The 24,727-nt window shown below is 71.5% G+C and carries 19 protein-coding genes; 13 read left to right on the top strand and 6 right to left on the bottom strand.

All coding sequences use genetic code 11. From position 1 onward, the window contains the following. Positions 1–202: 202 nt before the first annotated feature. From ACYVD5_RS02480 to ACYVD5_RS02465, 4 genes are all read left to right on the top strand, one after another. Entirely contained in the window at positions 203–1,177 is a 975-nt protein-coding gene (locus ACYVD5_RS02480) for a zinc-binding dehydrogenase (RefSeq protein ID WP_460999195.1), read from the top strand. A gap of 147 nt (positions 1,178–1,324) precedes the next feature. After that, positions 1,325–2,092 carry an alpha/beta fold hydrolase gene (locus ACYVD5_RS02475; protein ID WP_460999194.1) on the top strand — a complete coding sequence of 256 codons (768 nt, stop codon included), beginning with the start codon at positions 1,325–1,327 and terminating at the stop codon, positions 2,090–2,092. Between the two features lie 193 nt (positions 2,093–2,285). Then, on the top strand, positions 2,286–2,858 hold the full coding sequence (locus ACYVD5_RS02470) for a fluoride efflux transporter FluC (protein ID WP_460999193.1): 573 nt from the start codon (positions 2,286–2,288) through the stop codon (positions 2,856–2,858). Then, complete coding sequence (locus ACYVD5_RS02465; protein ID WP_460999258.1) at positions 2,858–3,226, top strand: fluoride efflux transporter FluC; 369 nt, start codon at positions 2,858–2,860, stop codon at positions 3,224–3,226. Before ACYVD5_RS02470 ends, ACYVD5_RS02465 begins: the two co-directional genes overlap by 1 nt. A 33-nt stretch (positions 3,227–3,259) precedes the next feature. Here ACYVD5_RS02465 and ACYVD5_RS02460 read toward each other — a convergent pair whose 3' ends face one another. Then, complete coding sequence (locus ACYVD5_RS02460; RefSeq protein ID WP_460999192.1) at positions 3,260–3,904, bottom strand: class II aldolase/adducin family protein; 645 nt, start codon at positions 3,902–3,904, stop codon at positions 3,260–3,262. A 452-nt stretch (positions 3,905–4,356) separates the two neighbouring features. On the opposite strand from ACYVD5_RS02460, the gene ACYVD5_RS02455 reads away from it, so the two are divergent. The 5 genes from ACYVD5_RS02455 to ACYVD5_RS02435 all read left to right on the top strand — a co-directional run bounded on the left by ACYVD5_RS02455 (position 4,357) and on the right by ACYVD5_RS02435 (position 11,865). Then, positions 4,357–5,844, top strand: a complete 1,488-nt coding sequence (locus tag ACYVD5_RS02455; RefSeq protein ID WP_460999257.1) for an aldehyde dehydrogenase family protein — start codon at positions 4,357–4,359, stop codon at positions 5,842–5,844. 303 nt (positions 5,845–6,147) lie between these two features. Further along, complete coding sequence (locus ACYVD5_RS02450; protein WP_460999256.1) at positions 6,148–7,665, top strand: GMC family oxidoreductase; 1,518 nt, start codon at positions 6,148–6,150, stop codon at positions 7,663–7,665. A gap of 96 nt (positions 7,666–7,761) precedes the next feature. Beyond that, a complete protein-coding gene (locus ACYVD5_RS02445) occupies positions 7,762–8,898 on the top strand; it encodes a quaternary amine ABC transporter ATP-binding protein (RefSeq protein ID WP_460999191.1) in 1,137 nt (378 codons plus the stop codon). A gap of 2 nt (positions 8,899–8,900) precedes the next feature. Beyond that, positions 8,901–10,895, top strand: coding sequence for an ABC transporter permease (locus ACYVD5_RS02440; protein ID WP_460999190.1), 1,995 nt, complete (start codon positions 8,901–8,903; stop codon positions 10,893–10,895). Between the two features lie 10 nt (positions 10,896–10,905). Then, on the top strand, positions 10,906–11,865 hold the full coding sequence (locus ACYVD5_RS02435; RefSeq protein WP_460999255.1) for an ABC transporter substrate-binding protein: 960 nt from the start codon (positions 10,906–10,908) through the stop codon (positions 11,863–11,865). 133 nt (positions 11,866–11,998) lie between these two features. Here the strand turns inward: ACYVD5_RS02435 and ACYVD5_RS02430 are convergent, their stop codons facing one another. Further along, the gene (locus tag ACYVD5_RS02430; RefSeq protein ID WP_460999189.1) at positions 11,999–12,232 is read right to left on the bottom strand and encodes a hypothetical protein; all 234 of its coding nucleotides are present in this window, start codon (positions 12,230–12,232) and stop codon (positions 11,999–12,001) included. Between the two features lie 236 nt (positions 12,233–12,468). Beyond that, a complete protein-coding gene (locus ACYVD5_RS02425; protein ID WP_460999188.1) occupies positions 12,469–13,572 on the bottom strand; it encodes a baeRF2 domain-containing protein in 1,104 nt (367 codons plus the stop codon). A 407-nt stretch (positions 13,573–13,979) separates the two neighbouring features. Here ACYVD5_RS02425 and ACYVD5_RS02420 point away from each other — a divergent pair, with 407 nt between their 5' ends. The 3 genes from ACYVD5_RS02420 to ACYVD5_RS02410 all read left to right on the top strand — a co-directional run bounded on the left by ACYVD5_RS02420 (position 13,980) and on the right by ACYVD5_RS02410 (position 18,175). Beyond that, entirely contained in the window at positions 13,980–14,189 is a 210-nt protein-coding gene (locus ACYVD5_RS02420; protein ID WP_460999187.1) for a hypothetical protein, read from the top strand. A gap of 795 nt (positions 14,190–14,984) precedes the next feature. Further along, a complete protein-coding gene (locus ACYVD5_RS02415) occupies positions 14,985–15,734 on the top strand; it encodes an ABC transporter ATP-binding protein (protein ID WP_460999186.1) in 750 nt (249 codons plus the stop codon). Then, the gene (locus ACYVD5_RS02410) at positions 15,734–18,175 is read left to right on the top strand and encodes an FtsX-like permease family protein (protein WP_460999185.1); all 2,442 of its coding nucleotides are present in this window, start codon (positions 15,734–15,736) and stop codon (positions 18,173–18,175) included. The genes ACYVD5_RS02415 and ACYVD5_RS02410 overlap by 1 nt, the downstream gene beginning before the upstream one ends. Before the next feature lie 93 nt (positions 18,176–18,268). Here ACYVD5_RS02410 and ACYVD5_RS02405 read toward each other — a convergent pair whose 3' ends face one another. From ACYVD5_RS02405 to ACYVD5_RS02395, 3 genes are all read right to left on the bottom strand, one after another. Next, positions 18,269–20,020 carry an ABC transporter ATP-binding protein gene (locus ACYVD5_RS02405; RefSeq protein WP_460999184.1) on the bottom strand — a complete coding sequence of 584 codons (1,752 nt, stop codon included), beginning with the start codon at positions 20,018–20,020 and terminating at the stop codon, positions 18,269–18,271. Next, positions 20,017–23,052 (bottom strand): type 2 lanthipeptide synthetase LanM family protein, encoded by a 3,036-nt coding sequence (locus ACYVD5_RS02400; protein ID WP_460999183.1) that lies wholly within the window; start codon positions 23,050–23,052, stop codon positions 20,017–20,019. Before ACYVD5_RS02400 ends, ACYVD5_RS02405 begins: the two co-directional genes overlap by 4 nt. A gap of 299 nt (positions 23,053–23,351) precedes the next feature. Beyond that, entirely contained in the window at positions 23,352–23,528 is a 177-nt protein-coding gene (locus ACYVD5_RS02395) for a hypothetical protein (RefSeq protein ID WP_460999182.1), read from the bottom strand. 424 nt (positions 23,529–23,952) lie between these two features. Here ACYVD5_RS02395 and ACYVD5_RS02390 point away from each other — a divergent pair, with 424 nt between their 5' ends. Then, positions 23,953–24,702, top strand: coding sequence for a class I SAM-dependent methyltransferase (locus tag ACYVD5_RS02390; RefSeq protein WP_460999181.1), 750 nt, complete (start codon positions 23,953–23,955; stop codon positions 24,700–24,702). Positions 24,703–24,727 lie beyond the last annotated feature (25 nt).

Raw genomic sequence — 24,727 nt, 5'->3', positions numbered from 1 at the left:
TCTGCCCTGGGGAGATCTGCCACGGGCAGAGCCCCCGGCGGTACCGGTACCGGTACCGCGCCGGTCCGGGCGTGCGGCGTCCGCCACCGCCGCCCGGTTGACCTCAACATTGGTTTAGGTACGAGGGTGTGGAGCGGACCGGCAACTGCGGACCCGGACGAGCACGACAGGCACGACAAGCACGGACAAGGGAGTGATCGCCATGCGCGCGGTACAGGCACACGGTTTCGGCGGGCCCGAGGTACTGGAGACCGCGGAGGTACCCGCCCCGCAGCCGGGCCCCGGCCAGGTACTTGTGCACGTGGAAGCCGCCGATGTGCTGTTCGTCGAAACCCAGATCCGCAGCGGGTGGGGCCGCGAGCAGTGGGGGATCGAGCACCCGTGGACACCCGGCGACGGCGTCGCCGGCCGGGTCGCCGCCGTCGGCCCCGGAGTCGGCGCCGAATGGGTGGGGCGCCGGGTCGCCGCCACCACCGGCAACGCGGGCGCCTACGCCGAGCGGGCCGTGGCCGCCGCCGAGAGCCTCACCCCCATCCCCGGCAACCTCAGCGCCTCCGAGGCCGTGTCCTACGTGCACGACGGCCGCACCGCCCGGATGCTGCTGGAGGCGACCGGCGCGAAAGAGGGCGAACGGATCCTGGTGACCGCTGCCGCCGGCGGCCTGGGACTGCTGCTGGTCCAATTCGCGCACGCCGCGGGAGCCACGGTCGTCGGCGCCGCCCGCGGCGCGGCGAAACTGGCGCTGGTGCGGGACATGGGCGCCGACGCCGCCGTGGACTACACCGAACCCGACTGGACCGGGCAGGTCACCGCGGCCTTCGGGGGCCGCGGCCCCGACGCCGTGTTCGACGGTGCCGGCGGCACCATCGGCGCCGACGCGTTCGCGATCACCGCGCCCAACGGCAGGTTCTCCGCCCACGGCGCGCCCAGCGGCGGTTTCGCCGCGGTCGGCGCAGCCGAGGCCGCCCAGCGCGGCATCACCGTGCAGGGCATCGAGCAGGCCCAGCCCAGCGGCCCGGCCGAGAGCGCACGGATCATCGGGGAGGTGCTGGCCGACGCCGCAGCGGGCCGGCTGCGCAACCCCATCGGCGCGGTGTTCCCCCTGGAACGCGCCGCCGACGCCCACGCCGCCCTGGAAAGCCGCGCCGTCGTCGGCAAGGTGCTGCTGACCCCGTGAGCACGGGCCGGTGGGGCGGTGTCCGCACCGCAGCACCGGCCCCGCGGCCCCGGCCGCGGCAGCACCGGACCGCCGGATGATCGAGAAACCCCCGGCCGGATGTGTTCGGCAGCTACGCTGGCCACCTGGAGTACCAGGAGGTCGCGCATGGCCGTCGTTTCCCTCCACTACCGCTTTGACGGGCCCCGGCACGCCCCCGTGGTGCTGCTGCTGGCGCCGCCCGGCGCGAAGTGGACGGTTTGGGAGCCGCAGATGCCCGAGCTGACCCGGGAACTGCGCGTGCTGCGGGTCAACCACCGCGGGCACGGCTCGTCGCCGGCGCCGCTCGGCGATTACGCCATGGCCGAACTCGGCGCCGACCTGGTCGCGCTGCTCGACGAGTTCGGGCTGGAACGCCTATCGGTCGTGGGGGCAGGCCTCGGCGGCATGCTGGCTACCTGGCTCGCGGCCACCCACCCCGAACGGGTGCAGCGGCTGGCCCATGTGGTGAGCACGGCGGCCGTGCCGCGCGGCGAGCCGTGGCCGCGGTTGGCGGCGCGCGCCCGGGGCGGCGGCATGGCCGGGGTTGTCGACGAGGCGACCCGGTGCTGGTTCACCCCCGGGTTCGGCGAGTCCCGCCCCGATGTCGTCAAACGCCTGGCGGAAGAGTTCATGGGCGTGGCGGCGGCGGGTTTCGCGGGCTGGTGCACGGCCGTTGCAGGGCTCGACCAGCGCCGGCTGCTGTCGCGCGTGCGGGCCCGCACGCTCGTCATCGCCGCCGCGCACGACCCGCTGCTGCCGCCCGGCCACGGCCGCCGCCTGGCCCGGGGCATCCCCGGCGCCCGGCTGGCGACGGTGCCGGGCGCCGCCCACCTCGCCGGAATCGAACGCGCCGACCGGGTGAACGAACTGCTGACCGAGCACCTGGCCCACTGAGCCCGAGCTGCCGACCGGGCGGGTCGGTCCGGTTAGAATCGGCGCCGGAACCACGAGCGAGTGGCGGTGGGGCCCGCCACGAGAACCCGCGCGAAGGGCGCAGGGCAACCGCGGCCAGGCCGGATTCGCTGTACCGCCGCCTGTACCGCCAACGGTCCCTATCAGGCAGTGTTCGCTGATAGGAGATCCCGCCGTGCCCGATGAACCCGTCCCGCCCCCTGAACGCGCCGGAGCCCGCAGCGCCGAGCCCGCCGCGGCCGTCGACCCCGATGTCGACCTGCACGTTCCACGCCAACGGCGCGAGCTGCGCGACGCGCCCTGGGCGGTGCTCGCCGCGGTTTCCGCCGGCGGCGCGATCGGCGGGGCGGCCCGCTGCGCGGTCGGGTTGCTGGTGCCGTACCAGGTGGGACACCTGCCGTGGCCGACCCTGACCGCCAACATCACCGGGTGCCTGCTGATCGGCGTACTGATGACCGCGGTCGCGCGCGCCCGCCCCGGTTCGCGGTTGCTGCGCCCCTTTGCCGGGCCCGGGATCCTCGGCGGCTACACCACCTTCTCCGCCCATATCGGCGAAGCGCATGCGCTGCTGAGCGGCGGCGCGCCGCTGGGTGCGCTCGGCTACCTCGCGGTGACATTGCTCGGCGGGCTCGCCGCGGTGTGGGCGGGGATCGCGCTGACCGAGCGGCTGCTGGACCGGGGCGCCGCCCCCGCGCCCCATCGAGCGGGTACCGGCGGAGGTACCGGCGGCGGGGAGGTGCGGCCGTGATCGCGACCGTGCTGCTGGCCGCGGCGGGCGCCGCAGTGGGCGCTCCGCTGCGCTACCTCACCGACCGGTTCGTGCAGCAGCGCCACGACTCGCGGTTCCCGTGGGGCACCCACGCCGCCAACGCCACGGCATGCCTGCTGCTGGGCCTGGTCAGCGGCCTCGCCCTGCCAGGGTGGGCCCAGACGTTGGTCGCTACGGGACTGCTCGGCGCCCTGTCGACCTATTCGACGTTCGGCTACGAGACCGTCGCGCTGCTGCGCGATCGCGCCCGGTTCCTGGCCGTTGCCAACGTGGCCGCCTCGTTGCCGGCCGGATTGGGCGCGCTGGTCATCGGCCGGGCGCTGGGTGCCGCGGTCGGCGCGGGGTGAGCGCCGCAGCGCCCAATCACCCGGTCACCCGGCTCACACGATGTCGGGACCGCCCCAGCCGTAGGTGTCGCGGGCGCGGACCGCGGCGAGGTCGTCCTCGGAGAGCACGCGCGGCTCGCCCAGCGCCCGCGCGCGGATGTAGATGCCGCACAGCCACTCCAGCAGGCGCGCGTGCTCGAACGCCTCCTGCGGGTCGGCGCCGAGGGCCAGCCCGCCGTGGTTGGCCAGCAGCGCGGCGCGTTTGCCCTTGAGCGCCTTGACCAGGTGGTCGGAGAGCTGGCCGGTGCCGTAGGTGGCGTAGTCGCCGACCGGGATTGCGCCGCCCAACCGCGCGGCGCTGTGGTGGATCGGCGGGAGTTCCGCCAGGACCGCGGAGACGACGGCGGCGTGCTCGCCGTGGGCCTGCACGACCGCGCCGGTGTCGGTGGTGCGGTAGGCGGCGGTGTGCAGCGTGGTCTCGGCGGCGGGTTCGCGGCGGCCTTCCAGCACCCCGGCGTCGACCGACAGCACCGGGCAGTCGGCGGGTTCGACCCGCTCCAGCGGTATGCCCGCCGGGGTGATGGCGATCCAGGAGCCGCTGCGGATGCTGACGCTGCCGCCGTCGTGCCGGGCCAGGCCGGTTTCGGCGAGTCGGCGGGCGACGCGGCACACGTCGCGGCGTTCTTGCTCCAGCAGCATGGGACCTCGGCAGTCTCCCGGCACGGCGGGGTTGGGAAGGGCGGAGGCGCACACCGGCACCGGCACTGCCACCGCACTGCGGCATCGCATTAGGTATGCCTTATCTACGTTAACCCGATATGGGGTTGTTCTGTCCAGGTGGGGCCTTGATGCGGATGTGTATGGGCCGGACGCCGGTGGGATGTGCGCCGGGGCGGTTGCGGCCCCGGCGCAGGCCGCAACCGGGGGCGGACCGGCGGTATCGGCGGTAGCGGCGGCGTCCGGGGGCGGAGCGCCGGGTGGGGCGCATCACCCGAACAAGCTGCGATTTCAGGTCTTCTGCGCAGGTCAGCTATGGTCTAGCGATTGCCGCCCGCTTAGTAAAGAACCTGCAACGTCCGTTTGTGGCCACTTCACCTGGGGAGGAGGGTTCCGTGACTGGACCTGACCTACGACTCCCGGCCAAGCCCTACTTGTCCGAGCCCGGCTCGGCCCGCGCCGAGAGCAACTACATCGACGGCGCCTGGTGCGCCGCGGCCAAAGGCGGTATCCGCGAGGTAATCAACCCCTACGACGCCTCGGTGCTGACCGTCGTCAGCGAAAGCGGAGCGGGCGACGCCGAAGCCGCTGTCGCCGCCGCCCGCGCTGCTTTCGACCAGGGCGACTGGGCCCGCCGGCCCGCCGCCGAGCGCGGCGCGATCCTGAACCGCATCGCCGACCTGCTGCAGCGCGACCGCGCCGAGATCGCGCTGATGGAGTCCCTCGACACCGGCAAGACCATCGAGGAGGGCGGCATCGACGTCGACGACGTCACCGCCGTGTTCCGCTACTACGCCGGCCTCGCCGACAAGGACGCCGGCCGCGTGGTCTCGGCCCCCGAGGGCATCTTCAGCCGCGTCGTCTACGAACCCGTGGGCGTCTGCACGATGATCACCCCCTGGAATTACCCGCTGCTGCAGCTCTGCTGGAAGATGGCGCCCGCCATCGCCGCCGGAAACACCATGGTGGTCAAACCCAGCGAGATCACCCCGGTGACCACCTGCAAGCTCTTCGAGCTGTGCACCGAAGCCGGCGTGCCGGCCGGCGTGGCCAACCTGGTGCTGGGCACCGGTGCCGAGGCCGGATCCGCGCTGGTCGAGCACCGCGACGTCGACCTCGTGTCCTTCACCGGCGGCCTGGCGACCGGCAAACGGATCATGGCCGCAGCGGCCGAAACCGTGAAAAAGGTCGCCCTGGAGCTGGGCGGCAAGAACCCCAACATCATCTTCCCCGACGTCGACCTCGACACCGCGGTCGACTACGCGATGATGGCCGCGTTCTTCCACTCCGGCCAGGTCTGCTCGGCCGGGGCCCGCCTCATCGTGCACGAGGACATCCACGACGCGTTCGTGGCCGAACTGTGCCGCCGCGCTGAACGGGTGCGCCTGGGCTGCGGCCAACACGAAGGTGTGCAGTGCGGCCCGCTGGTGTCGGCCGAGCACCGCGCCAAGGTCGAGGCCGCCGTCGCCCGCGGTATCGAAGAGGGCGCCACCCTGGCCGCCGGCGGCCGCCGCCCCGACGAGCCCGGACTCGCCGACGGCTTCTTCTACCGCCCCACCGTCTTCACGGGCTGCCGCGGCGGCATGGACATCGTGCAGACCGAGGTGTTCGGCCCCGTCGTCACCGTCGAAACCTTCCGCACCGAGGACGAAGCGGTCGCCATCGGCAACGACACCGACTACGGCCTCTCCGGCGCCGTCTGGACCGACGACCCCGGCCGCGGCGACCGCGTCGCCGCCGGGCTGCGCCACGGCACCGTGTGGATCAACGACTTCGGCCCCTACTTCCCGGGCGCCGAATGGGGCGGGTTCAAACGCTCCGGCGTCGGCCGTGAACTCGGCCAAGCCGGACTCGACGAGTACCGCGAAGCCAAGCACATCTACCGCAACCTGGCTCCCGAGCCGCAGCGCTGGTTCGACTGAGCCAACCGCCCGGCCCGCCCGGCCCGCCCGGCCCGTTCCCCGTTCGACACGGAGGACAGGGCCGGCCGGGCCGGCCGTTTCGCCCGGGCCGATGGCCGCGCGCCGCCGCGCCGCGCCCACCGCCCCGACCGCCCGCCGCCGGCCCCTGCCCCGGCGCGGCGTGCCACCCCCGCGCCCCCGCCATCCCCGCTACCCCATCCCCGGAATAAGGAGCTGCAACAGGTGTCCGCCAACGACGGCCACAGCGGCGGAAACGCCACCCCGACCAGTACCACCACCACCTCCACCGCATACGACTACGTCATCGTCGGCGGCGGTACCGCGGGCTCGGTCATCGCCAACCGCCTCACCGAGGACCCCGGCACCAGCGTGTGCGTGATCGAGGGCGGCCCCTCCGACGCGGGCATGGAACGCGTACTGCGCCTGCGCGACTGGCTCGGGCTGCTGGAAAGCGACCTCGACTACGGCTACACCACGGTCGAACAGCCGCGCGGCAACTCCCACATCGTGCACTCCCGCGCCCGGGTCCTCGGCGGCTGCTCCTCGCACAACACGCTGATCAGCTTCCGCCCGTTCGCCCAGGACCTCGACGACTGGGTCGCCGCCGGCGCCCGCGGCTGGGACAACGCCACCGTGCAGGCCTACGCCGACCGCATCAAGTGCAACATCGTCCCGGTGGCCCCGCAGGACCGCAACCCCATCGTCACCGACTGGATCACCGCCTCGTCCCGGGCCACCGGCGTGCCGGTCATCGAGGACTTCAACGCCGAAACCTCCCACCGCGGCGGGTTCCGCGACGGTGTCGGCTTCTTCTCGCTGTCCTACGACCCCTACACCGGGCACCGCTCCTCGGCATCGGTGGCCTACCTGCACCCCATCATGGGCGTGCGCGGCAACCTCACCCTGATGCTGGAAACCTGGGCGCACCGGCTGGTCTTCGACGGCGACCGCGCCACCGGCGTGCAGGTCACCACAGCCGACGGCCGCGAGCAGACCGTCACCGCCGAACGCGAGGTCATCCTGTGCGCCGGCGCGATCGACACTCCGCGCCTGCTGCTGCTCTCGGGCATCGGCCCGGCGGCCGACCTGCGCGAAGCAGGGGTCGACGTGCGCCACGACCTGCCGGGTGTCGGCGAGAACCTGCTCGACCACCCCGAGTCGATCATCATGTGGGAAACCGAGCAGGAGATCCCGGAGAACACCGTCATGTTCTCCGACGGCGGCCTGTTCGTGCGCCGCGACACCGGCGACCCCCGGCCCGACCTGATGTTCCACATCTACCAGGTGCCGTTCGACGACAACACCGCCCGCCTGGGCTACGACTCGCCCGGACCGCGCAACGCCGTCTGCATGACCCCGAACATCCCGCGGTCCCGTTCGCGCGGGAAACTCTGGCTGACCAGCGCCGACCCCGCCGCGAAACCCGCGCTGGACTTCCGCTACTTCACCGACCCCGACGACTACGACGCGCGCACGATCGTCGACGGGCTGCGCATCGCCCGCGACATCGCCGCAACCGAGCCGTTCAAGTCGTGGATCAAACGCGAGGTCGCCCCCGGCCCCGCCCTGACCACCGACGAAGAACTCTCCGAATACGGGCGGCGCGCCGCCCACACCGTCTACCACCCCGCCGGCACCTGCCGGATGGGCGCCGCGGACGACCCCGCGGCAGTGGTCGACCCGGACCTGCGCGTGCGCGGGCTCGCGGGCCTGCGCGTCGCCGACGCGTCCGTCTTCCCGACGATGCCCTCGCCCAACCCGATGGTCACCGTGCTCGCGGTGGGCGAACGCGCCGCCGACCTCATCCGGGCCGACCGGTAGCACGGGGCGCCGACCGCGCCCCGCCCCCATCCAACGACAGGCCGCACCGCCGCCCGACCGGCGGCGGTGCGGCCGATCAGAGGAGCGAACCTTCCGATGAACTCTCCAGCAGAGTCCACCGCACAACCGAATACCCCCGGCGGCACCGAGCCGCGCATCTCCGTCCGCAACATGTGGAAGATCTTCGGCAAGAACGCCGACTCGGTCGTCGGCACCGAACTGGCCGCTTTGGACCGCGAAACCATCCGCGGACGCACCGGCGCCACCGTCGCCGTCCGCGACATGTCCTTCGACGTGCACCCCGGCGAAATCTTCGTGGTGATGGGCCTGTCCGGCTCGGGCAAGTCCACCCTGGTGCGCTGCTTGACGCGGCTGATCGAACCCACCTCCGGCAGCGTGCACCTGGACGGCGAGGACATCGCCGCCTGCGCACCCGCCCGCCTGCGCGAACTGCGCCGCAGCAAAATGGCGATGGTCTTCCAGCACTTCGGGCTGCTGCCGCACCGCCGCGTCATCGACAACGTCGCCTACGGGCTGGAGGTGCGCGGCACCGACCGCGCCGAACGCTACGCCCGCGCCCGCGAAATGATCGACATGGTCGGCCTGTCCGGCAACGAGGACTCCCGCCCCGGACAGCTCAGCGGCGGCATGCAGCAGCGCGTCGGCCTGGCCCGCGCACTCGCCGTCGACCCAGAGGTCCTACTGTTCGACGAGCCCTTCAGCGCACTGGACCCGCTGATCCGCCGCGACATGCAGCAAGAGGTACTGCGGCTGCAGCGCGAACTCGACAAGACCGCCGTTTTCATCACCCACGACCTGTCCGAAGCGCTGAAACTCGGCGACCGCATCGCGATCATGCGCGACGGCGAACTCGTGCAGACCGGCACCCCCGAAGAGCTGGTCGCCGCCCCCGCCGACGACTACGTCCGCGACTTCGTCAAGGACGTCTCACGCACCACGGTGCTGACCGTGCGCACCCTGGCCCGCCCGGCGCGCCCCGGCGAGGAAACCGACGGCCCGGTCGTGTCGCCGGACACCGTGGTGGCCGACGCCCTGGGCCCGCTCGCCGCAGGCGGCGCACCCCTGCGGGTGATGGACGGCGCGAAGCCGCTGGGCCACGTCGGCCGCGACGACGTGCTGCGGATCATCGCCGAGGACCACTCCGCCGACGCGGTCAAAACCGCCGGCGAGGCGCCGGCGGCCACCGCCGCGGGCGACACGGCGGGAGCGTGACCATGGCAACCGCACGCCCCGCATCCCGAACCCCCGCCGACACCTCCGCCACCTCCCCGCCCGCCCCGCCCGCATCTTCCCCCGGAGGCAGCGGGCCCGGCGCCTTCGCCTGGGCACGCAACCGGTGGGTGCAGGCAGGCGCCGCACTCGCCGTGCTGGCCGCCGGTTTCTTCGCCGCCCGCGCCCTGGGCTCGCCCGCGTGGCTCGGCACTTTCCCCGAAGCCACCGGCCAGTGGCTGATCGCCCGGCTCGACACCGTCTACGAATGGATCGTCGCCAACCGCAACTCCAGCCCGCTGTTCCTCTACGGCTTCAACTACGTGTCAGTGGGCCTGGGCTCGGCGGTCGTCCTCGTCAACCAGGCGCTCGTGCTGCTGACCTGGCCCGGCGTCGTCGTCCTGGGCACCCTGGCGTCCTGGCGCGCCGCCGGGTGGCGCGCGGCCCTGCTCGTCCTGGCCACCTTCGCCGTCTTCGCGCTCACCGGGCTGTGGAACGAGGCGATGACCACCCTCGCGCTGATCGCCACCTCGGTGCTCATCGCGCTGCTCATCGGCATCCCCCTCGGCATCGCCGCCGGCCGCAGCGACACGGTCCACCGGGCTCTGCGCCCGATCCTGGACTTCCTGCAGATCATGCCGGCGTTCGCCTACCTGATGCCGATGCTGCTGCTGTTCGGTATCGGCAACCCCGCCGCGGCCGTCGCCACGTTCCTCTACGCGATCCCGCCGGCCGTGCGCATCACCGCGCTGGCCATCCGCAACGTCGACGCCGGCGCCATCGAGGCCACCACCTCGCTGGGCTCCACCCCCTGGCAGATCCTCACCAAAGTGCAGCTGCCGATGGCCAAACGCACCATCCTGCTCGGCGTCAACCAGACCATCATGCTCGCGGTTTCCATGGTCGTCATCGCCTCGGTGATCGGTGCCGGCGGACTCGGCGACGCCATCTACCAGGCGCTGGCCAAGGTCAACGTGGGCCAGGCGGTCGAGGCGGGCGCCGCGATCGTGTTCATGGCCATCGCCCTGGACCGGGTGACCGGCGCGGCCGGCGACGGCATCCGCACCCCCGTCCTCCCGCAGGCATGGCGCCGCCCGGCGCCGGTGATCGGCCTGGCGGCGACCGCCGCGGTCGCCCTCGCCGCCCGCACGGCCGGGATCGCGGGCTGGCCGCCGGCCTGGTCGGTCAGCGTTTCCCGTCCCGTCAACAGCGCCCAGCAGGCCGTGCAGTCGGCCATCGGCGACGCCACCGGCGCCTTCGGCGAACTGCTGCTCAAGTGGGTGCTCAACCCGCTCAGCACCCTGCTGACCGGTGCGCCGTGGTGGCTGGTGGTGCTGGTCGCCGCCGCGTTCGGGCTGATCTTCGGCGGGTGGCGCATCGCCGCCACGGCCGCAGCGGCGATCCTGGCCACCGGCCTGCTCGGGGTCTGGGAGAACAGCATGGACACGCTCTCGCAGGTGCTGGTGGCCGCCGCGGTGACCATCGCCATCGGCGTGGCGGTCGGCATCCTCGCCGCCCGCAGCGACACGCTCGCGGCGGTCCTGCGCCCGGTGCTCGACGCCATGCAGACCCTGCCGCCGTTCGTGTACCTCATCCCCGCGGTCGCACTGTTCAGCGTGGGGCGGGTGCCGGCGCTGGCCGCGTCGGTGGTGTTCGCACTGCCGCCGGTCATCCGGCTCGTCAACGACGGCATCCGCGGGGTCTCGCCGGCCGCGGTCGAAGCCGCCGTCTCGCAGGGCTCGACCCGCCGCCAACTGCTCGCCAAGGTGCAGTTGCCGCTGGCCCGCTCATCGCTGCTGCTCGCCGTCAACCAGGGGATCATGATGGTCCTCGCCATGGTCGTCATGGGCGCGCTGGTCGGCGCGGGCTCGCTCGGCTACGACGTCGTGTTCGGCCTCAAACAGAACCAGCTCGGCCTCGGGGTGACCTCGGGGCTGGCCATCGTGTGCCTGGGCGTGTTCCTCGACCGCGTGACCCAGGGAAGGAGGAACGATGCGTGAGCACACCCCCATGCGGCGCCGTCCGATACTGCTGACCACCCTCGCCGCGTTCTGCGCGGTGCTGATGCTGTCCTCGTGCGCGGTGCGCACCACCTCCACACTGCGCGACCCCAACACCGTGCGGATCGCACTGAACGGCTGGGTGGGCTACCAGGCCAGCGCAGTCGTGCTATCCCACCTGCTCGAACAGGAAATGGGCTACCAGACTCAGCTGATGCGCGTCGACGAACAACCGTCCTGGCAGGCCATGGACCAGGGCGCGGTCGACGTCATCGTGGAGAACTGGGGCCACGAGGACCTGATGGAGCTGTACGGGCCAAAGGGCAACGGCACCGCGGTCGACGGCGGCCCCAATGGCAACAAGGGGACACTCGGCTGGTACGTGCCCCGATACCTCGTCGACGAGTACCCCGGGATTGACACGATGGAGGGCATCAAGGAGCACGCGGACATCTTCGCGACCGCCGAGACCGGCGGCAAAGGCCAGTTCCTCGGCGGCGACCCCGGCTTCGTGACCCAGGACCAGGGCATGATCAACCACTTCGGGCTGGACCTGGAAATGGTCTACGCGGGCTCGGAAGCCGCCCAGATCACCGAGGTCCGCGAACGCTACGAGGCGCGCGAGCCCGTCCTGTTCTACTTCTACGAGCCGCAGTGGCTGTTCGAGGAGCTGGACCTGGTGCACGTCGACTTCCCCGACTACCGCGAAGGCTGCGACGCCAACCTGGACGACGTCGCCTGCGACTACCCCTCCTACGACCTGAACAAGATCTTCCGCAAGGGCTTCGCCGAAGAGGGCGGCCCGGCTTACCGGATGCTCGACAACTGGAAGTGGACCAACTCCCAGCAGAACGAGGTCGCCCGGATGATCGCCCAGGACGGGATGGACCCCGAGGAGGCCGCGGCGAAGTGGGTGCGGGAGAACCCGGACGTGTGGCGGCCGTGGATCCCCGCTGATGCGAAGCAATGAGCGGATGAGGCGGCGGTGGCGGCGCCGGCGAGTTGGTGAGCCGGTGCTGCCGGTGCTGCGGCGGCAGCGCCGCGGCGCTGCAGGCGGGGCGGACCGGCCCTTCGGCCGGCCCGCCCGCCGCCCCGGTGGCGTATCAGCGCTCGTAGCGCCGGCGCCGGCTGACCCAGAAGATGTTCAGCCCGGCGGCGACCGCCCCCGCCGCCAGCACGATCGTCAGCGGCGCCGAGTGCAGCACCGCCGCGGCCAGAACCGTCCCGACCAGCAGGACGATCAGCCCGAAAACGGCCAGGACCAGCCGGAACAGCAGCGGACTGGCCGGGCGCTCGTGGCTGCCGATCGGCCCTTTCAACCGTCCCCGGCGCCCCATGTTCCCGGCCCTTTCCGCGTTGCCCAGCCGACCGCGCTCATCGTAGCGAGGCCGGCCGGCAAGCCCGCGCCGGGATGGGCGGCCCATGCAGGGCCGGTGCCCCGGGCCGCGGGCGCGGTGCCGCGAGTGGGTGGCTGCCCCAGCGCGGCGGCCCGCCCGCCGGAAGCGGCAGCGGGCCGCGTCCGCCGACCGGCCGACGCGTGGGCAGAGGGCGCTGGGCCGCCCACCCGCGGCGGTCAGACAGTGGAGAACCGCAGGAACGCGCCCACGCCGTCCCGCGCGTCCGACGGGCTCGGCAGCTTGGTGAACGCGGCACTGGTGGCCTGGGCCGCCCGCAACAGCAGCGAGCCCGCCGGTGCCTCGAACGCCTCACCCGGGTCGGTCAGCCTGCCCCGGTCGTCGGCGACCTCCAACGGGTCCGACGCCGACGCCCACAGCACCGGTTCGCTGCTTCGCTCGCCCGCCAGCAGCAGCCGGCTCACCTGCCCCGACCGCAGCGCCTCGCAGGTGGCGGTCAGCCCCTCGACGGCCCGCCCCTCCCGGTTCAGGTCCTGGGCGAAGTCCTCCATCAGGCCCGACCGCAGCGCCACGGCGGTGCGGCGCAACCCTTCCTCGACCGACTTGCGCAGGTCGGCGAGCGCGTCCGGGTCGCCGCGGCCGCCACCGGAAAGCTCGATGAGCATCTCGGTGGTGCGCTCGCCGAGGTGTTCGCGCAGCTTGCCCGCCGCGCGTTCGTCGCCGCCGACGAAGACCGCGGCGGCCTGCACCGACTTGATCGCCTCCTCGACGTCGTCGGCGACCTCCGCGGCGTTGGCGAACCACACCTCCTCGGTGTGGCGCTGCTGGTGCTTCTGCCGCCAGCCGCCGGAAGGCACCTTGTTGATGTGCAGGTTGGCGCCGCTGGTGTGGCGCTCCTCGGTCAGGTCACCGTAAGCGGGGTAGGCGTAGACGTCGGCGCCCTCGCGGTCCAGGGCCACCACCACGTAGGGCAGCCCGTCGTCCAGCTCGCTGACCAGCTCGACCGGGTCGGGCACCGGAAGCAGGGCGGCACGGTCCTGCGGCGGGGTGCGCGAGAGGGTGTAGGCGGCGATCAGCTCGCCGTCGGCGGCGAACAACGCCTCGCCCTGCGGCCCGGGTATCCCCGTCACGCCGCCCGCGGCCGAGTCGAGCGCCTTAAGCGTCGCCTCGTCGGCGCCGCTCTCCGCCAGTTCCTCGCGCAGCCCTCGCCAACGCAACCCGATCTCGTGCGCGGCGTTCTCCGTGGCGCGGGTGGTGTCCATGTACACAGAGGCGACCGGACCGGCCGCACGGTACAGCGGTTCCAGAAACTTCAGATCCATGATGGCTGGGCCGCAGCCGGACGGCCCGTCCTCACCTCCCGACGCTGCTGTGCGGTCGATGCCAACGCGGGCGCCGCCGGCACGTGGCCGAGCGCGCCCTTCCTGCGCCACTGCCCGCCCGGCCCGTGCGCATGCGGGCTGCGGGGCTCTTTACGGTGGCGCCCGTCGGCGGCGGCGCGGCTCAGGGAGCGCGGAGCGGCTGCACGGGAGTAGCGGTGCCGCGGCGCGCGGCTGCCCCCGCGTGTCGGCGCGCCGCGGCGCCGTTGCGCCCGCAGGGCCGTTGCGCCGCAGGACTGCAGGCCAGCGGCCCGATGTCGTACTCCCGAGACCGTTTGCCCAGGACCTGCCGCGGGTAGCCGGGCTGTCTGCGGACGGACACGACGACGCGCGGCTGATGGGAGGGCCAGATGGAACGCGGCAGCGACAAGCACGGCCCGAAGCTCGACGACGAGCTGGAAAGCGAGATGCAGGGCATGCTCAAGGGCAACAAGCCCACCCGCGCCGAGGAGGAGCGCGAACCCGAGCCCACCGTCACCGACGAGGGAGAACCCGCCACCGACCCCGCGGCCGTCGACCCCGACGCGGAACTTCCCGAGGACCAGCGCCGCGAACGCTGAAGGCGCGGGGCACGCCCCGCCGGGTCGGCGGGGCGGTGGGAGCCCCGGTATGACCTCCGAGCCCTCGGCCCGGCCCGGCCGAGGGCTCGTTGCCGGCCGCCGGGCGGCCGGGTGGTGTCCACAGGTGCGGGGTTGGGTTGGCGGGGTGGGGTGGGTGTCGGCTTGACTTGGGATAAGGGATCCCCCGGGAGCCCCGGCATGGTCGTGCCCTGGGCCTGCGGCCGGGCCGGCTTTGGTCCATGAGATGGAAGCTGCAGCGGCGGCCGCGGGCGGCTGGGGCGGGTGGTCACCGGTCCCCCCGCAGGCGGCGGGCCGCTCGGCGCACGGACGATCATGACGGAATGCCCACATTTTAAAGCTGAGACGGGCATTTTTGCATGATCACCGCCGACCGTTTCGCATGTGTACCCCTAATGCGCGGCAGTGCTCTCCCTGCTTAGTCCAGAATTGACTTTTTGTATGTCCTTTGGTTGATTTGGACAGCGATGTCCGCCTGCTCTGTTCGTGATCCCGCGCGTAGCCGGCAGAGTGCCGGACGGGCACCGCACCCGGCGGGGCGGCATTCCCGCATGCCGCCATTCAAAGCGGGGCCGGCAGACGGCGCGCCGCGCCCAAAGGGTCCGGCCGTGTTCCCCCGTCCGCCTGGTCGGATGCGCCTCGGGACAACCGCGCGCACAGAATTTCACCCCCATCGAAAGTAGGGGATGGCGAATCCCCAAGGGTGGTTCCGGCCGCGAACCGCGCTCTCTAGTGTGTCTCCCGAATCCTTATCGCCCAAAACCTGGGATAGGCAGAATGAGCACACCCGCGTCCAGCCCCGCCCCGATCCTCGAAGCGGTCGACCTGGCGAAGCGATACGGCGAAGGCGGTGCTGCGGTCACGGCCGTGGACCACGTCTCCTTCGAGTTCGCCCGCGGCGGATTCACCGCTGTCATGGGCCCATCCGGCTCCGGGAAATCGACGCTGATGCACCTGCTCGCCGGACTCGACACACCAACGTCCGGGCGGGTGATCCTCGAAGGAACCGACCTTACGCACATGGACGACCGAACCCGCACCCGCACGAGAAGGGAACGGATCGGGTTCGTCTTCCAGGCGTTCAACCTGCTGCCGACCTTTACCGCCGAACAGAACATTCTGCTCCCGCTGAAGCTCGCGAAACGCCGCCCGAACAAGGCGTTCTTCGACGAGATCGTCCGCGATCTGCGCATCGAGGACCGGCTCGCCCACCGGCCCGGCGAACTCTCCGGCGGCCAGCAGCAGCGTGTCGCGATCGCGCGTGCGCTGCTGACCAGGCCCGCGGTGGTTTTCGCCGACGAGCCCACCGGTGCGTTGGACATCGCCGCCGGCCGGGAGTTGTTGGCGCGGCTGCGCTCGGCCTGTTCCGACTTGGGGCAGACCATCGTCATGGTCACCCACGATCCGGTCGCCGCCACCTACGCCGATCAGGTCCTCCTGCTGGCCGACGGCGAGGTGCGGGGCTGTATCGCCCAGCCGACCACCGACGAGATCCTCGACTCGATGAAGCGGCTGGAGGCGGTCTGATGCCGGCATCGGTTTGGGCGCAGATCCGAACCTACCCCGCCCGCCTGGTCGCGATCCTCGTCGCCATCACGCTCGGCGTGGGTTTTCTGGCCGCCACCGCCGTGTTCGCCGCGACTTCCTCCGCCGGGCTGCAGGCGACCGCCGCGGCGCCGCTCACGCGGGCCGACGTCGTTGTGCAGCCCGATGAGGCACCGGAAGATCCCGGCTGGTTCCGCCGGATCGAGGGCAATTCCGCGGTGTCGGCCGTCGCCCCGGTGCACGCCCGCACCGTCCAACTGACAACCCCGGATCAGCGGGCCACGACCACCGTGTACAGCGTCGCCCAGCAGCCCGCGCTGCGGTGGTTCGAACTCGCCGAGGGGCGGTGGCCCGCTGCATCCGACGAGGTGGTCGCCGACGCGCAGACACTGCAGGACGCAGGGCTGTCCGTCGGCGCCGACGTGGAGGTGGCGGATTCCGGGCAAACACGGACCATACGCGTCGTCGGCGCGGCCGACCTGGGGTTCCGGCCGCTGACCGGCGTGCAATACCAGCTCTACGCGTCCTCGGACTTCTTCGGCGACGATGTCCCCTCCAGCGCGCTCGTCCGCATCGCCGACCACACCACGGTCGACGACGCGATCGCGGCACTCGAATCGCGGTTGCCCGGCGGCTACAGCGTTGCATCGGCCGAGCAGCAGGCCGAGGCCGCAGCCGAGCGGTTCGCGGGAGGCTCCCAGCAGCTGGAGCTCATCCTGCTCGCGTTCGCGCTGATCGCCCTACTGGCCGCCACGCTGGTCATCGCCAACACGTTCACCATCCTGCTGGCGCAGCGGCGCCGCGACACCGCGCTGCTCCGGCTCGTCGGGGCGGAGCAGGCGCAAGTGCGCAACCTGGTGCTTGCCGAGGCGGCCCTTGTCGGGGCCACCGGCTCGCTGCTGGGCCTGGCCATCGGCACGGGCGCGGGTTATCTCGGTGCGTCGCTGATGGCGCTGAGCGGCGGAGGGCTGCGCGTTGAACCGCTGGCGCTGCTCGGGGCCTTCGCGGCGGGTGTCGCAGCGACCATGGCCGCGGCATGGCTGCCCGCTCGGACGGCGGCTTCCGTCCCACCGATCGAGGCAATGGCCACCGCGTCGACAGCGGAGCGGCGCGGGTCGCGAGCCGCCCTGCTCGCGGGCGTGGCGGCGGTCGTCATCGGCGGCGGAGTGATGCTGTTCGGCGCGATATCGGCCTCGCTGCCGCTGGCGGTCGCCGGCGGCTTCGTCTCGGCGACCGCCCTGCTGCTCGTCCTCCGCCCCGCTATCGCCCGGCTGCTGCCGCTCGCCGAACGGCTGCTGCGCGGGTTCGGCGGCACCGCCGAACTCGCGGGTGCCAACATCCGCCGCAACGCCGGGCGGACAGCGACGACGACGCTCACGCTCGTCTTGGGTACGGCCCTGATCATCGCGCTCTACACGGCCGCCGCCAGCGGCCAGGCAACGGTCGACGCCGACCTGCGCAACCGCTACCCGGTCGATATCAGTGCCCGGGCCGGCGACGGTGAGGTTTCCGAGCGGATCGTCGAGCAGGTCGCCTCGATCGACGGGATCCGCCGTGCCGAGCCGGTTCCTGCCGCCCGGGTCTCCGCACCCGATCTCGGCGGTGAGGTCACCGTGGCGGGCATCTCCGCTGGGATGCGGAAGGCGGCGGGCGCCGAGCCGCTGGGCGGGCCGGAGCGCGGCGGGCCGCCGGTGATGCTGGTGTCCGACGACATGCTCTCCGCTGCGGGCGTCGCCGAGGGCGGCAGCGTCACGGTCTCCACACAACACGGGGCGCAGCGGTTCACACTCCGCACCTCCAATCTGGCGGCCGTCTCCGGGGCGGACGTCCCGGTCGTGCGCCGCGCCGTGCTGGCAGACCTGGCCACCGAAACGAATCCGCTGATGGTCTGGGGAGTGGCGGCCGCCGACGCCGACCGCAACGCGCTGGGCACAGCCATTAGCCGGGTGGCGGCCGCCGACCCGGACCTCGTCGTCGCCGGGTCGGTGAGCGAGCGCCGGGACATCGCCGAGGTTCTCGCCGTGCTGGTCAACCTGGCGCTGGCGATGCTGATCATCACGGTGGTGATCGCCGTGATCGGGGTCATCAACACGCTGGGGCTGTCCGTGCTGGAGCGGCGCCGCGAATCGGCGCTACTGCGTGCGCTGGGCCTGACCAGGCGGGAACTGGCGGCGACCCTGGCGATCGAGGCGGTGACGATCTCCGTGTTCGGCGCGCTCATCGGCCTGGTCATCGGGTTGCCTTACGGCCTCGTAGGCATCGACGCGGTCGTCGGCGCGACCGCGCCGCTGGTGGTGGAGATCCCGTGGGCGAGTTTCGGCGCCGTGCTGGTGGCCGCAGTCGCCGCGGGCGTCGCTGCGAGCGTGGTCCCCGCCCGCCAGATCGCCGGAACCGCCCCCGCCGAAGGGCTGTCCCGCGCGTGAACCGCTCGGCTCCAGACACCGGGGGCGCGCCGCTGCCGGACCGCCGCGGGCATCGGGGCCGCAGCGGTTCGATCGAGGCACGCCCCCGGCAGGTCAGCCGCTCACTGTGCCCGCGGTGATCATCTGCCGGGAGGCCAGTTCGCGGTAGAGGCCGCTGCGCACCAGCAACTCCTCATGGGTCCCGGAGTCGACCACGCGTCCCCGGTCCATGACGACGATCCGGTCCGCATTCAGCACCGTCGCCAGCCGGTGCGCGACGATGATGACGGTCGTGCCGGCAGGGACACCGTCCAGCGCATCCTGCAGTAGACCTTCCGTGCGCGCGTCAACGCTCGACGTCGGCTCGTCCAGCACCAGCAGGGGGCGCCGCATGAGCAGTGCCCGCGCCCAGGTCAGGCGCTGCCGCTGGCCGCCCGAAAGCAGCGTGCCCCCGTCGCCGACGCTCCGTTCCAGCCCACCGCCGGAGACGTCGGCGAATTCATCGAGCCCGACCGTGCGCAGGACCGCACACATCTCCTCCGCCGTTGCGTCGGGGCGGCCAAGGCGCAGATTGCGCGCCACCGAGCCTGCCAGGGCGGGGGCGTCCTGCTCCACATAAGCGATCTGGGAGCGGATGCTCCGGCGGGGCAACCCGGCCGTGTCGTGGCCGCGGAAGCGCAGGGTTCCGGGGCCGGCGGTGTAGAACCGTTCGATCAGGGCCAGCACGGTCGACTTCCCCGATCCGGAGAGCCCGACGATCGCCACCCGGCTGCCCGCCTCAATGGCCAGGTCGACCTCGCGCAGCGCCGTGGTCTGGTTGGGGTAGGTCAGGGAGACCGACTCGAATTCCACCAGTGGTTCGGCGGGGTCGTGCGCCGCCGGCGGCGCAGCGTCCGTGTCGGGCTCGTCGTCCGTTTCCTCGCGCAGTCCGAGTATTTCGCCCACGCGGTCCAGCGCCGCCAACCCCGCCTGAGTCTGGGTATAGCCCGCCGCGGCCTGAATTACGGGGGTGGCCAGCATGAACATGTACAGCACGAAGGCCGCGAGATCTCCCAGCGCCAGGTCGCCGGCTGCGACGCGGTAGCCGCCCAGCAGCAGGACGACCATGAGCCCGCCCTGCGCACTGGTGGCGATCGCGGGCGATGCCAGGGCTTGGAGGGCCGCGATCCGCACGCCGGAGTCGCGCGCCCGGGTGGCGGCGCCGTCCAGCTCCGCGATCTCCCGGTCCGTCGCGTCGCAGGCCCGGATGGTGCGTACGGCCGAGAGCGCCCGCTCCATGGCCACTGTCATCAGGCCGACGTTGGCCTGGGTCCGGCTGCTGGCTCGGCGGACCGCCCCACCCATACCGGCGACCACCGCGACGCCGATGAGCAGGCAGGCCATGGCGGCGGCGGACAGCACCGGGCTGATGTAGACCATGAGCGCGATCGCACCGGCGATCGTCAGCGCGGCCGACACCAGCGAGAAGATGCCCGAGGTGAGCGCCGACCTGAGTACCGTGGTGTCGGTGCCCAGCCTCGACAGCAGGTCGCCGCTGGACCTTTCGTCGTACTCGGCGGCGTGCAGCCGCAGCAGTCTCCGATACAACGCCTTGCGCAGACCGAGGATGAATTCCTCGCCTGTCCGCTGCAGCACATAGGTGCGCCAGGCGCCCAGCAGCGCCCCGCCCAGGGCTGCGGCCAGCAGCGCCGCCGATATGGGAACCACGGAAGCGGCGCCGGTCAACGCGCTGATGAGCCGGCCCAGGAGCATGGGCGGGGCGAGCATGAGGGCGCTGGAGGCGACGGTCAGCACCAGCACGGCGATCAGGGCCCGGCCGTGCGGCCGTACGTGGTCGCGCAGCCGCCACTGCGTCTGCGCGCTCATGGGCGGACCGGACCTTGGAGCGACAGCACCGACGGAACCGTCCGTGGCGCCGCCATGCGCAGCAACCCGAGGACAAAACCGGCGGATCCAAGCATCAGACCGGGCGATTCCGCCCGGGTTCCGGCGATACCGATAGCCGCGTCCCCCCGTTCGAACCGTTCGAGGATTGTCCTGTCCATGCGTTCCCTTGCGGTGCGTGCCTCAGCAGACCGTTCGCAAGCCGTGTGCAGCAGTTCGCGGGCGCCCAGTGTTCCGTGGCAGAGCGAGTCGTTGGGCGGGACGCCTTTTTCCGTGACGGCGCGGACGGCCGCATCGGCTTCGGCAGCCAGCGCAGGGTCGGGCCGCAGGCGGTGGCACAGTTCGCGGACCAGCCCGATGCCGACCGCGCCGTGGCACCATTGGACGGGGTAAGCGGCCTGTCCGCGTACCTCCCTGCGCAGGTCGGGCCAACCGCGGGCGGCCTCGAACCGCTCGGTGTCGAATGCCAGCGCCCGGTACCCGGCCTCGGTCAGCCGCGCATCCTTCGCGGCAGTACCCACCTCGATGAGCGCCCAGCCGATTCCGGATGCGCCGTGTGCCAGGCCGCCCAGGTGCCCTCCGTCGATGTCGGTCGGCCAGGACAGGGCCCGCCCGTCCTCGCGGGCTCGGGAGAGCACCTGTGCGGCCGTCTCCTGAGCGAGACCGAGGAAGTGCGCATCGCCGTAGTACTCGTAAAGGCGAAGGCAGATCAGCGCCGCCCCCGCAGCGCCCGCCACGACATCGTGGGCGGTGTCCCGCTCCGCCATGTCGGCGACCGGGCGAACCGCCTTCGCGATCAGCGTGTCGGTTCCCGGGTCGCCGCCGACAGCAGCCGAATGGTGCAGCAAAGCGTAAAGGGCACCGGTATAGCCGCTGTAGGCACCGACCGGCTCGGCCGATGATGTGCTCGCCTCGCACCGGTCCGCCACGAAAGCCGCCACCGGCCGGATGCAGCGGCGCGCGGTGTCGCGGTAGGCGTCGCCACCCAGAACCAGTGACGCGTAGTTGTAGGCGAGGGCCATCCCGGCCAGCCCCTCGAAAAGCATGGGCGAGAGCGGCCGGTAGTCGAATCCCACTCCGTCGAAGGCGGCCGGGCTGATTCCGATCCAGATCGAGTCGCGGCCGTCGGCTCCATCGATGCGGGCGGCGTCGAGACCGCGCAGAACTTCGGTGGCCGCCGCGCGTGCGCGCCGCGCCGTCTCCGCCGGCCCGCTGAGACCGGCCGGACCCGCGACCACGGGACTGGCTGCGGGGTCCGCGTGGTCCCGCGCTTGAAGTGTGGACATGGCCTCGTCGATGATCCGCGTGTGCCATTTGCGGTCGGCCGCACCCGTCTGCTGCAGCCGGTCGCGCACTGCGGAGAGGGCCGTTGCCGAGAAGTAGTGCGGGTCGAGTATCCCGCTGTCGTCCGAAAGTGCGGTGCCGTCCACCGCCGCGGTGAACTTCGGGACGTCGTGCCGCAGCAGTTGGCGGATCTCCGAGGCCACGCCCGCGCCGAGGGCGGGTTGGCGCGAAGTGGTCGCCCACAGGCGGTTGAACAGGTGTTCGCGATCGGGGCCCGAGGCCAGGTAGCGGGGATGGCAGCTCTCGTGGAGGAACCTGCTGTACATGCGCGTGGGCCGGAGCAGGTACCGGGTACGCACGCCGGAGGTGTCTCCCAGCGCGGCGGCAAAGGAGCCGCCGTCGGCGGCGATGAGGTCGTAGACCGTGTTGAACCCGTCGATGATCGCCTGGGTGTACGCGGCGGGGCGGAGCCGGCTCGGGTCGATCGGCTGGTTGGCGGCCGGCCCCATGCGGGCGCTGCCCCTGCCGACGGCCATTCGGTCCGTTCCTACGCCGGTGAGCACGGAGACGGTGATCTCGGTGCCCTGTACCAGCCCGCCGGCGATCACGCTGACGTCGGCCGCCTGCCGGTCCTCTCCGTTAGCGGCGTGCATGGGCAGGTAGCCGATACCGAGCACACTGTTGTTGAGCAGGTCCCTCGCCCTGGCGAACGCGGTCCGCCCGCCCTGCGCCACCTCCCTGTTCTGCAGCAGGGTCTCCAAGTCCACGATCACGCTGTGCCGTCCGCTGGCCACGACGTTCTCCATGTGCACGTCGCTCGCGCCGAGAACGTGGGCCAACGCGAGCGCCGATCCGATCCCGCGGTAGTAGTCGTCCAGCCCGTCCTCGGGACAGCTCCGGTGCGCAATGAATCCGGTCCAGCCGAAGCCGTCGCGTTCGATGACCGGAGGAGCCGCCAAGGGGCGGTTCGGGCTGCGCTCGTTGACGAAGGCCACGGCGCGCTCGTAGAGGGAGTCCAGGGCGACCGGGCGCGGTTTGTAGACCACCCGCCGGCCGCGGTCGAACTCGCAGACGATGACGGAGCGCCCGCCGTCGTGGCTGTCGCCGGAGTCCGTATCGACCGAGACGAGTACCGAGTCGGGCGCGTCGATCCAGCCGCGCATGTACAGCTCGGCGCGGTCGGCGCGCAGGCGGGCGAAGAACTCGCGGATATGGCGTACCCAGGCGGTACGGGCCTCGATCAGCAGCCTTCCCAGCATGGGGTAGGCGGAGAACAGCCGGCTGAGGTACGCCGGGCTGGCAAGCAGGCGCTCGTTGTAGTCGGCGTAGCGGAGTCCGGGGGTTTCGCCGTGCAGTTCTCCCTGCTTGCGGGCCCGGTGCATATCGGCGATGAGCGCCCGGACGGCGAGAGCGGCCAGGCGCGATGCCAGTCCGGTCTGCAGCCGGGCGCCCAACCGGGTTCCGGGCCCGGCATCCGCGCCGGAGCCGGCCGCCGCATCCTGGACGGCGTTCAGGGCCGGCGGGACGAAGCGGGCGAAGAGCCCGCTGAAAGGCGCCGGGGTATGGGGCACCCCGAGGACCACCGCGCCGAGGCGGCCGTGTGCGGGATCGGGGCTGTGCCCGGTGATGACCGTGTTCAGTTCGCGCGCCCACTCCGGAAGCCCTGCGGGAGGCGGCCTGTCATTGCGCAGCGCGTGGGCCAATTGACTCTCGGTAATACCGTGCGACACGAGGTAGCGCTGGAATACCTCCGGATCAGGAAAGGCTGATCGCTTCCATTCGTCCGGGCACTCGGCCGGTTCCGCTCGCCCCGGCGGAGCGGCCGAGCCGGTGCTGATCCGTTCGCCGGTATACAGGGCACGTGCGGCGTCCGCCGCGGAGATTCCCGGCATGGCAGTCGCTTACCACCTCTCCGTCATGTTCGAACGGCGGTCCGTTTCCCGGGCGGAGGAAGCGCGGTGCGCGCATACGGGACCCGGGCCCCCGTGTTGCGCGCACCGCTAATCCGCCGGGGCGGGAAGCGCCTCACCTACCGGCAGGCGCAGACGATGGTTCCGCACTCGATGGTCAGGGTGCAGATCCAGCCGCTGCTGGATGCGTAGATGTCGTGCTCCTCGGAGAGGAGGCCGTCCACGGTCAGGTCGTCGGCGAGGGCGCCGGCCGGGTCGAATTCGGTCTCGGTCCGGTCGATAAGGGCAGTCGACATAATTGTCTCCCTGTGGGTAGAAATTGGTCAAGGCCAATTGACCGAATTTCAAAGTAGGCGGATCCCGGTGGGTGCGTCAACTCCTGGGCGCTGGAACGAAAATCCCGGCACCGCGGGTCATGTGCTTTTGTGTGCAGCTTCTACCAGCGGCGCGGTCCGTCTTGCTTTTTCAAGCGAAAGCATGTCCGAATGCGGACGTTGGTGCTTTCTTGACAGGATTAAAATGATCTTATAACGGTGCGTGCGAACGAATTTGCCGGACGGGCTGTGAATTCATGGAAGTTCGCGGATGCAATCCCGTTGCTGAAATTTCAGAGAACGATCACGGAGTGTCGGCGGGCAATGGATTTGCTACCTTGAAATGCACGGGTGGCCACGCGCCGGTCGACCGGGCCACCGCGTCGGAATCCGATGGGAGAGACGCATGCAGCAAGGTAACGGCGACCCCTATGGCAGCATGTTCGCAGATCACTACGATAAGGTCCGCCCCAAGGACGCAGAGGCCGATGCCGCGGCCGCCATGCTGGCCGACCTCATGCCGGAACCCGGAAAGGCACTCGAATTCGGCGTTGGAACGGGGCGCATTGCGATCCCCCTTGCGCGGAGAATTGGAGCTGTAGTGGGGGTTGATTCGTCGGAAAAAATGCTTGATGTGCTCCGCCGGGACGCCGCTGAAGAGAATGTCGATGTGCCCGTGGTGTGCGCTGACATGAGAGGATATAGCGGCGGTGGCCGATACCCGCTCGTATATTGCGTCAGCGGCACCCTTTCCGTGATTTCCGGGTCTGGCGAGCAGCAGAAAACCGTGGCCGAGTGGGCCGGCCTCGTGTCGCCGGGGGGAATTCTGGTGATCGAGATGCAAAACCCCGAGGCCATCGGGATTCTGCATGGAGAACGCCTTGTCGACACGGTCTTCAAGGCGCGGCCCGGATCCGATTCCGGGATGCTCGTATCGCGGGTGCTGGATAAGGAGCGTCTGGTCTGGGAAATTTCCAGCGCCTACTTCGAGAACGGGTCGGTCCGCGTCACACAGGAGGTATGCCACCTCGCCCCGCCGGAGCGCTTCGATGGCTGCGCAGGCCTCGAACTCGTGAAGCGCTTCGGCGACTGGCACGGCGGTCCGTTGAACACCGGATGCGGCACCTACATCTCCGTATACCGGAAGGCAGCGTAGCCAGGGCCGGACCGTTGGCGATACG

Source organism: Streptomonospora sediminis (assembly GCF_054778995.1).
The sequence above is the reverse complement of the archived record's forward strand: the minus strand, read 5'-3'. Positions and strand labels throughout refer to the sequence as shown.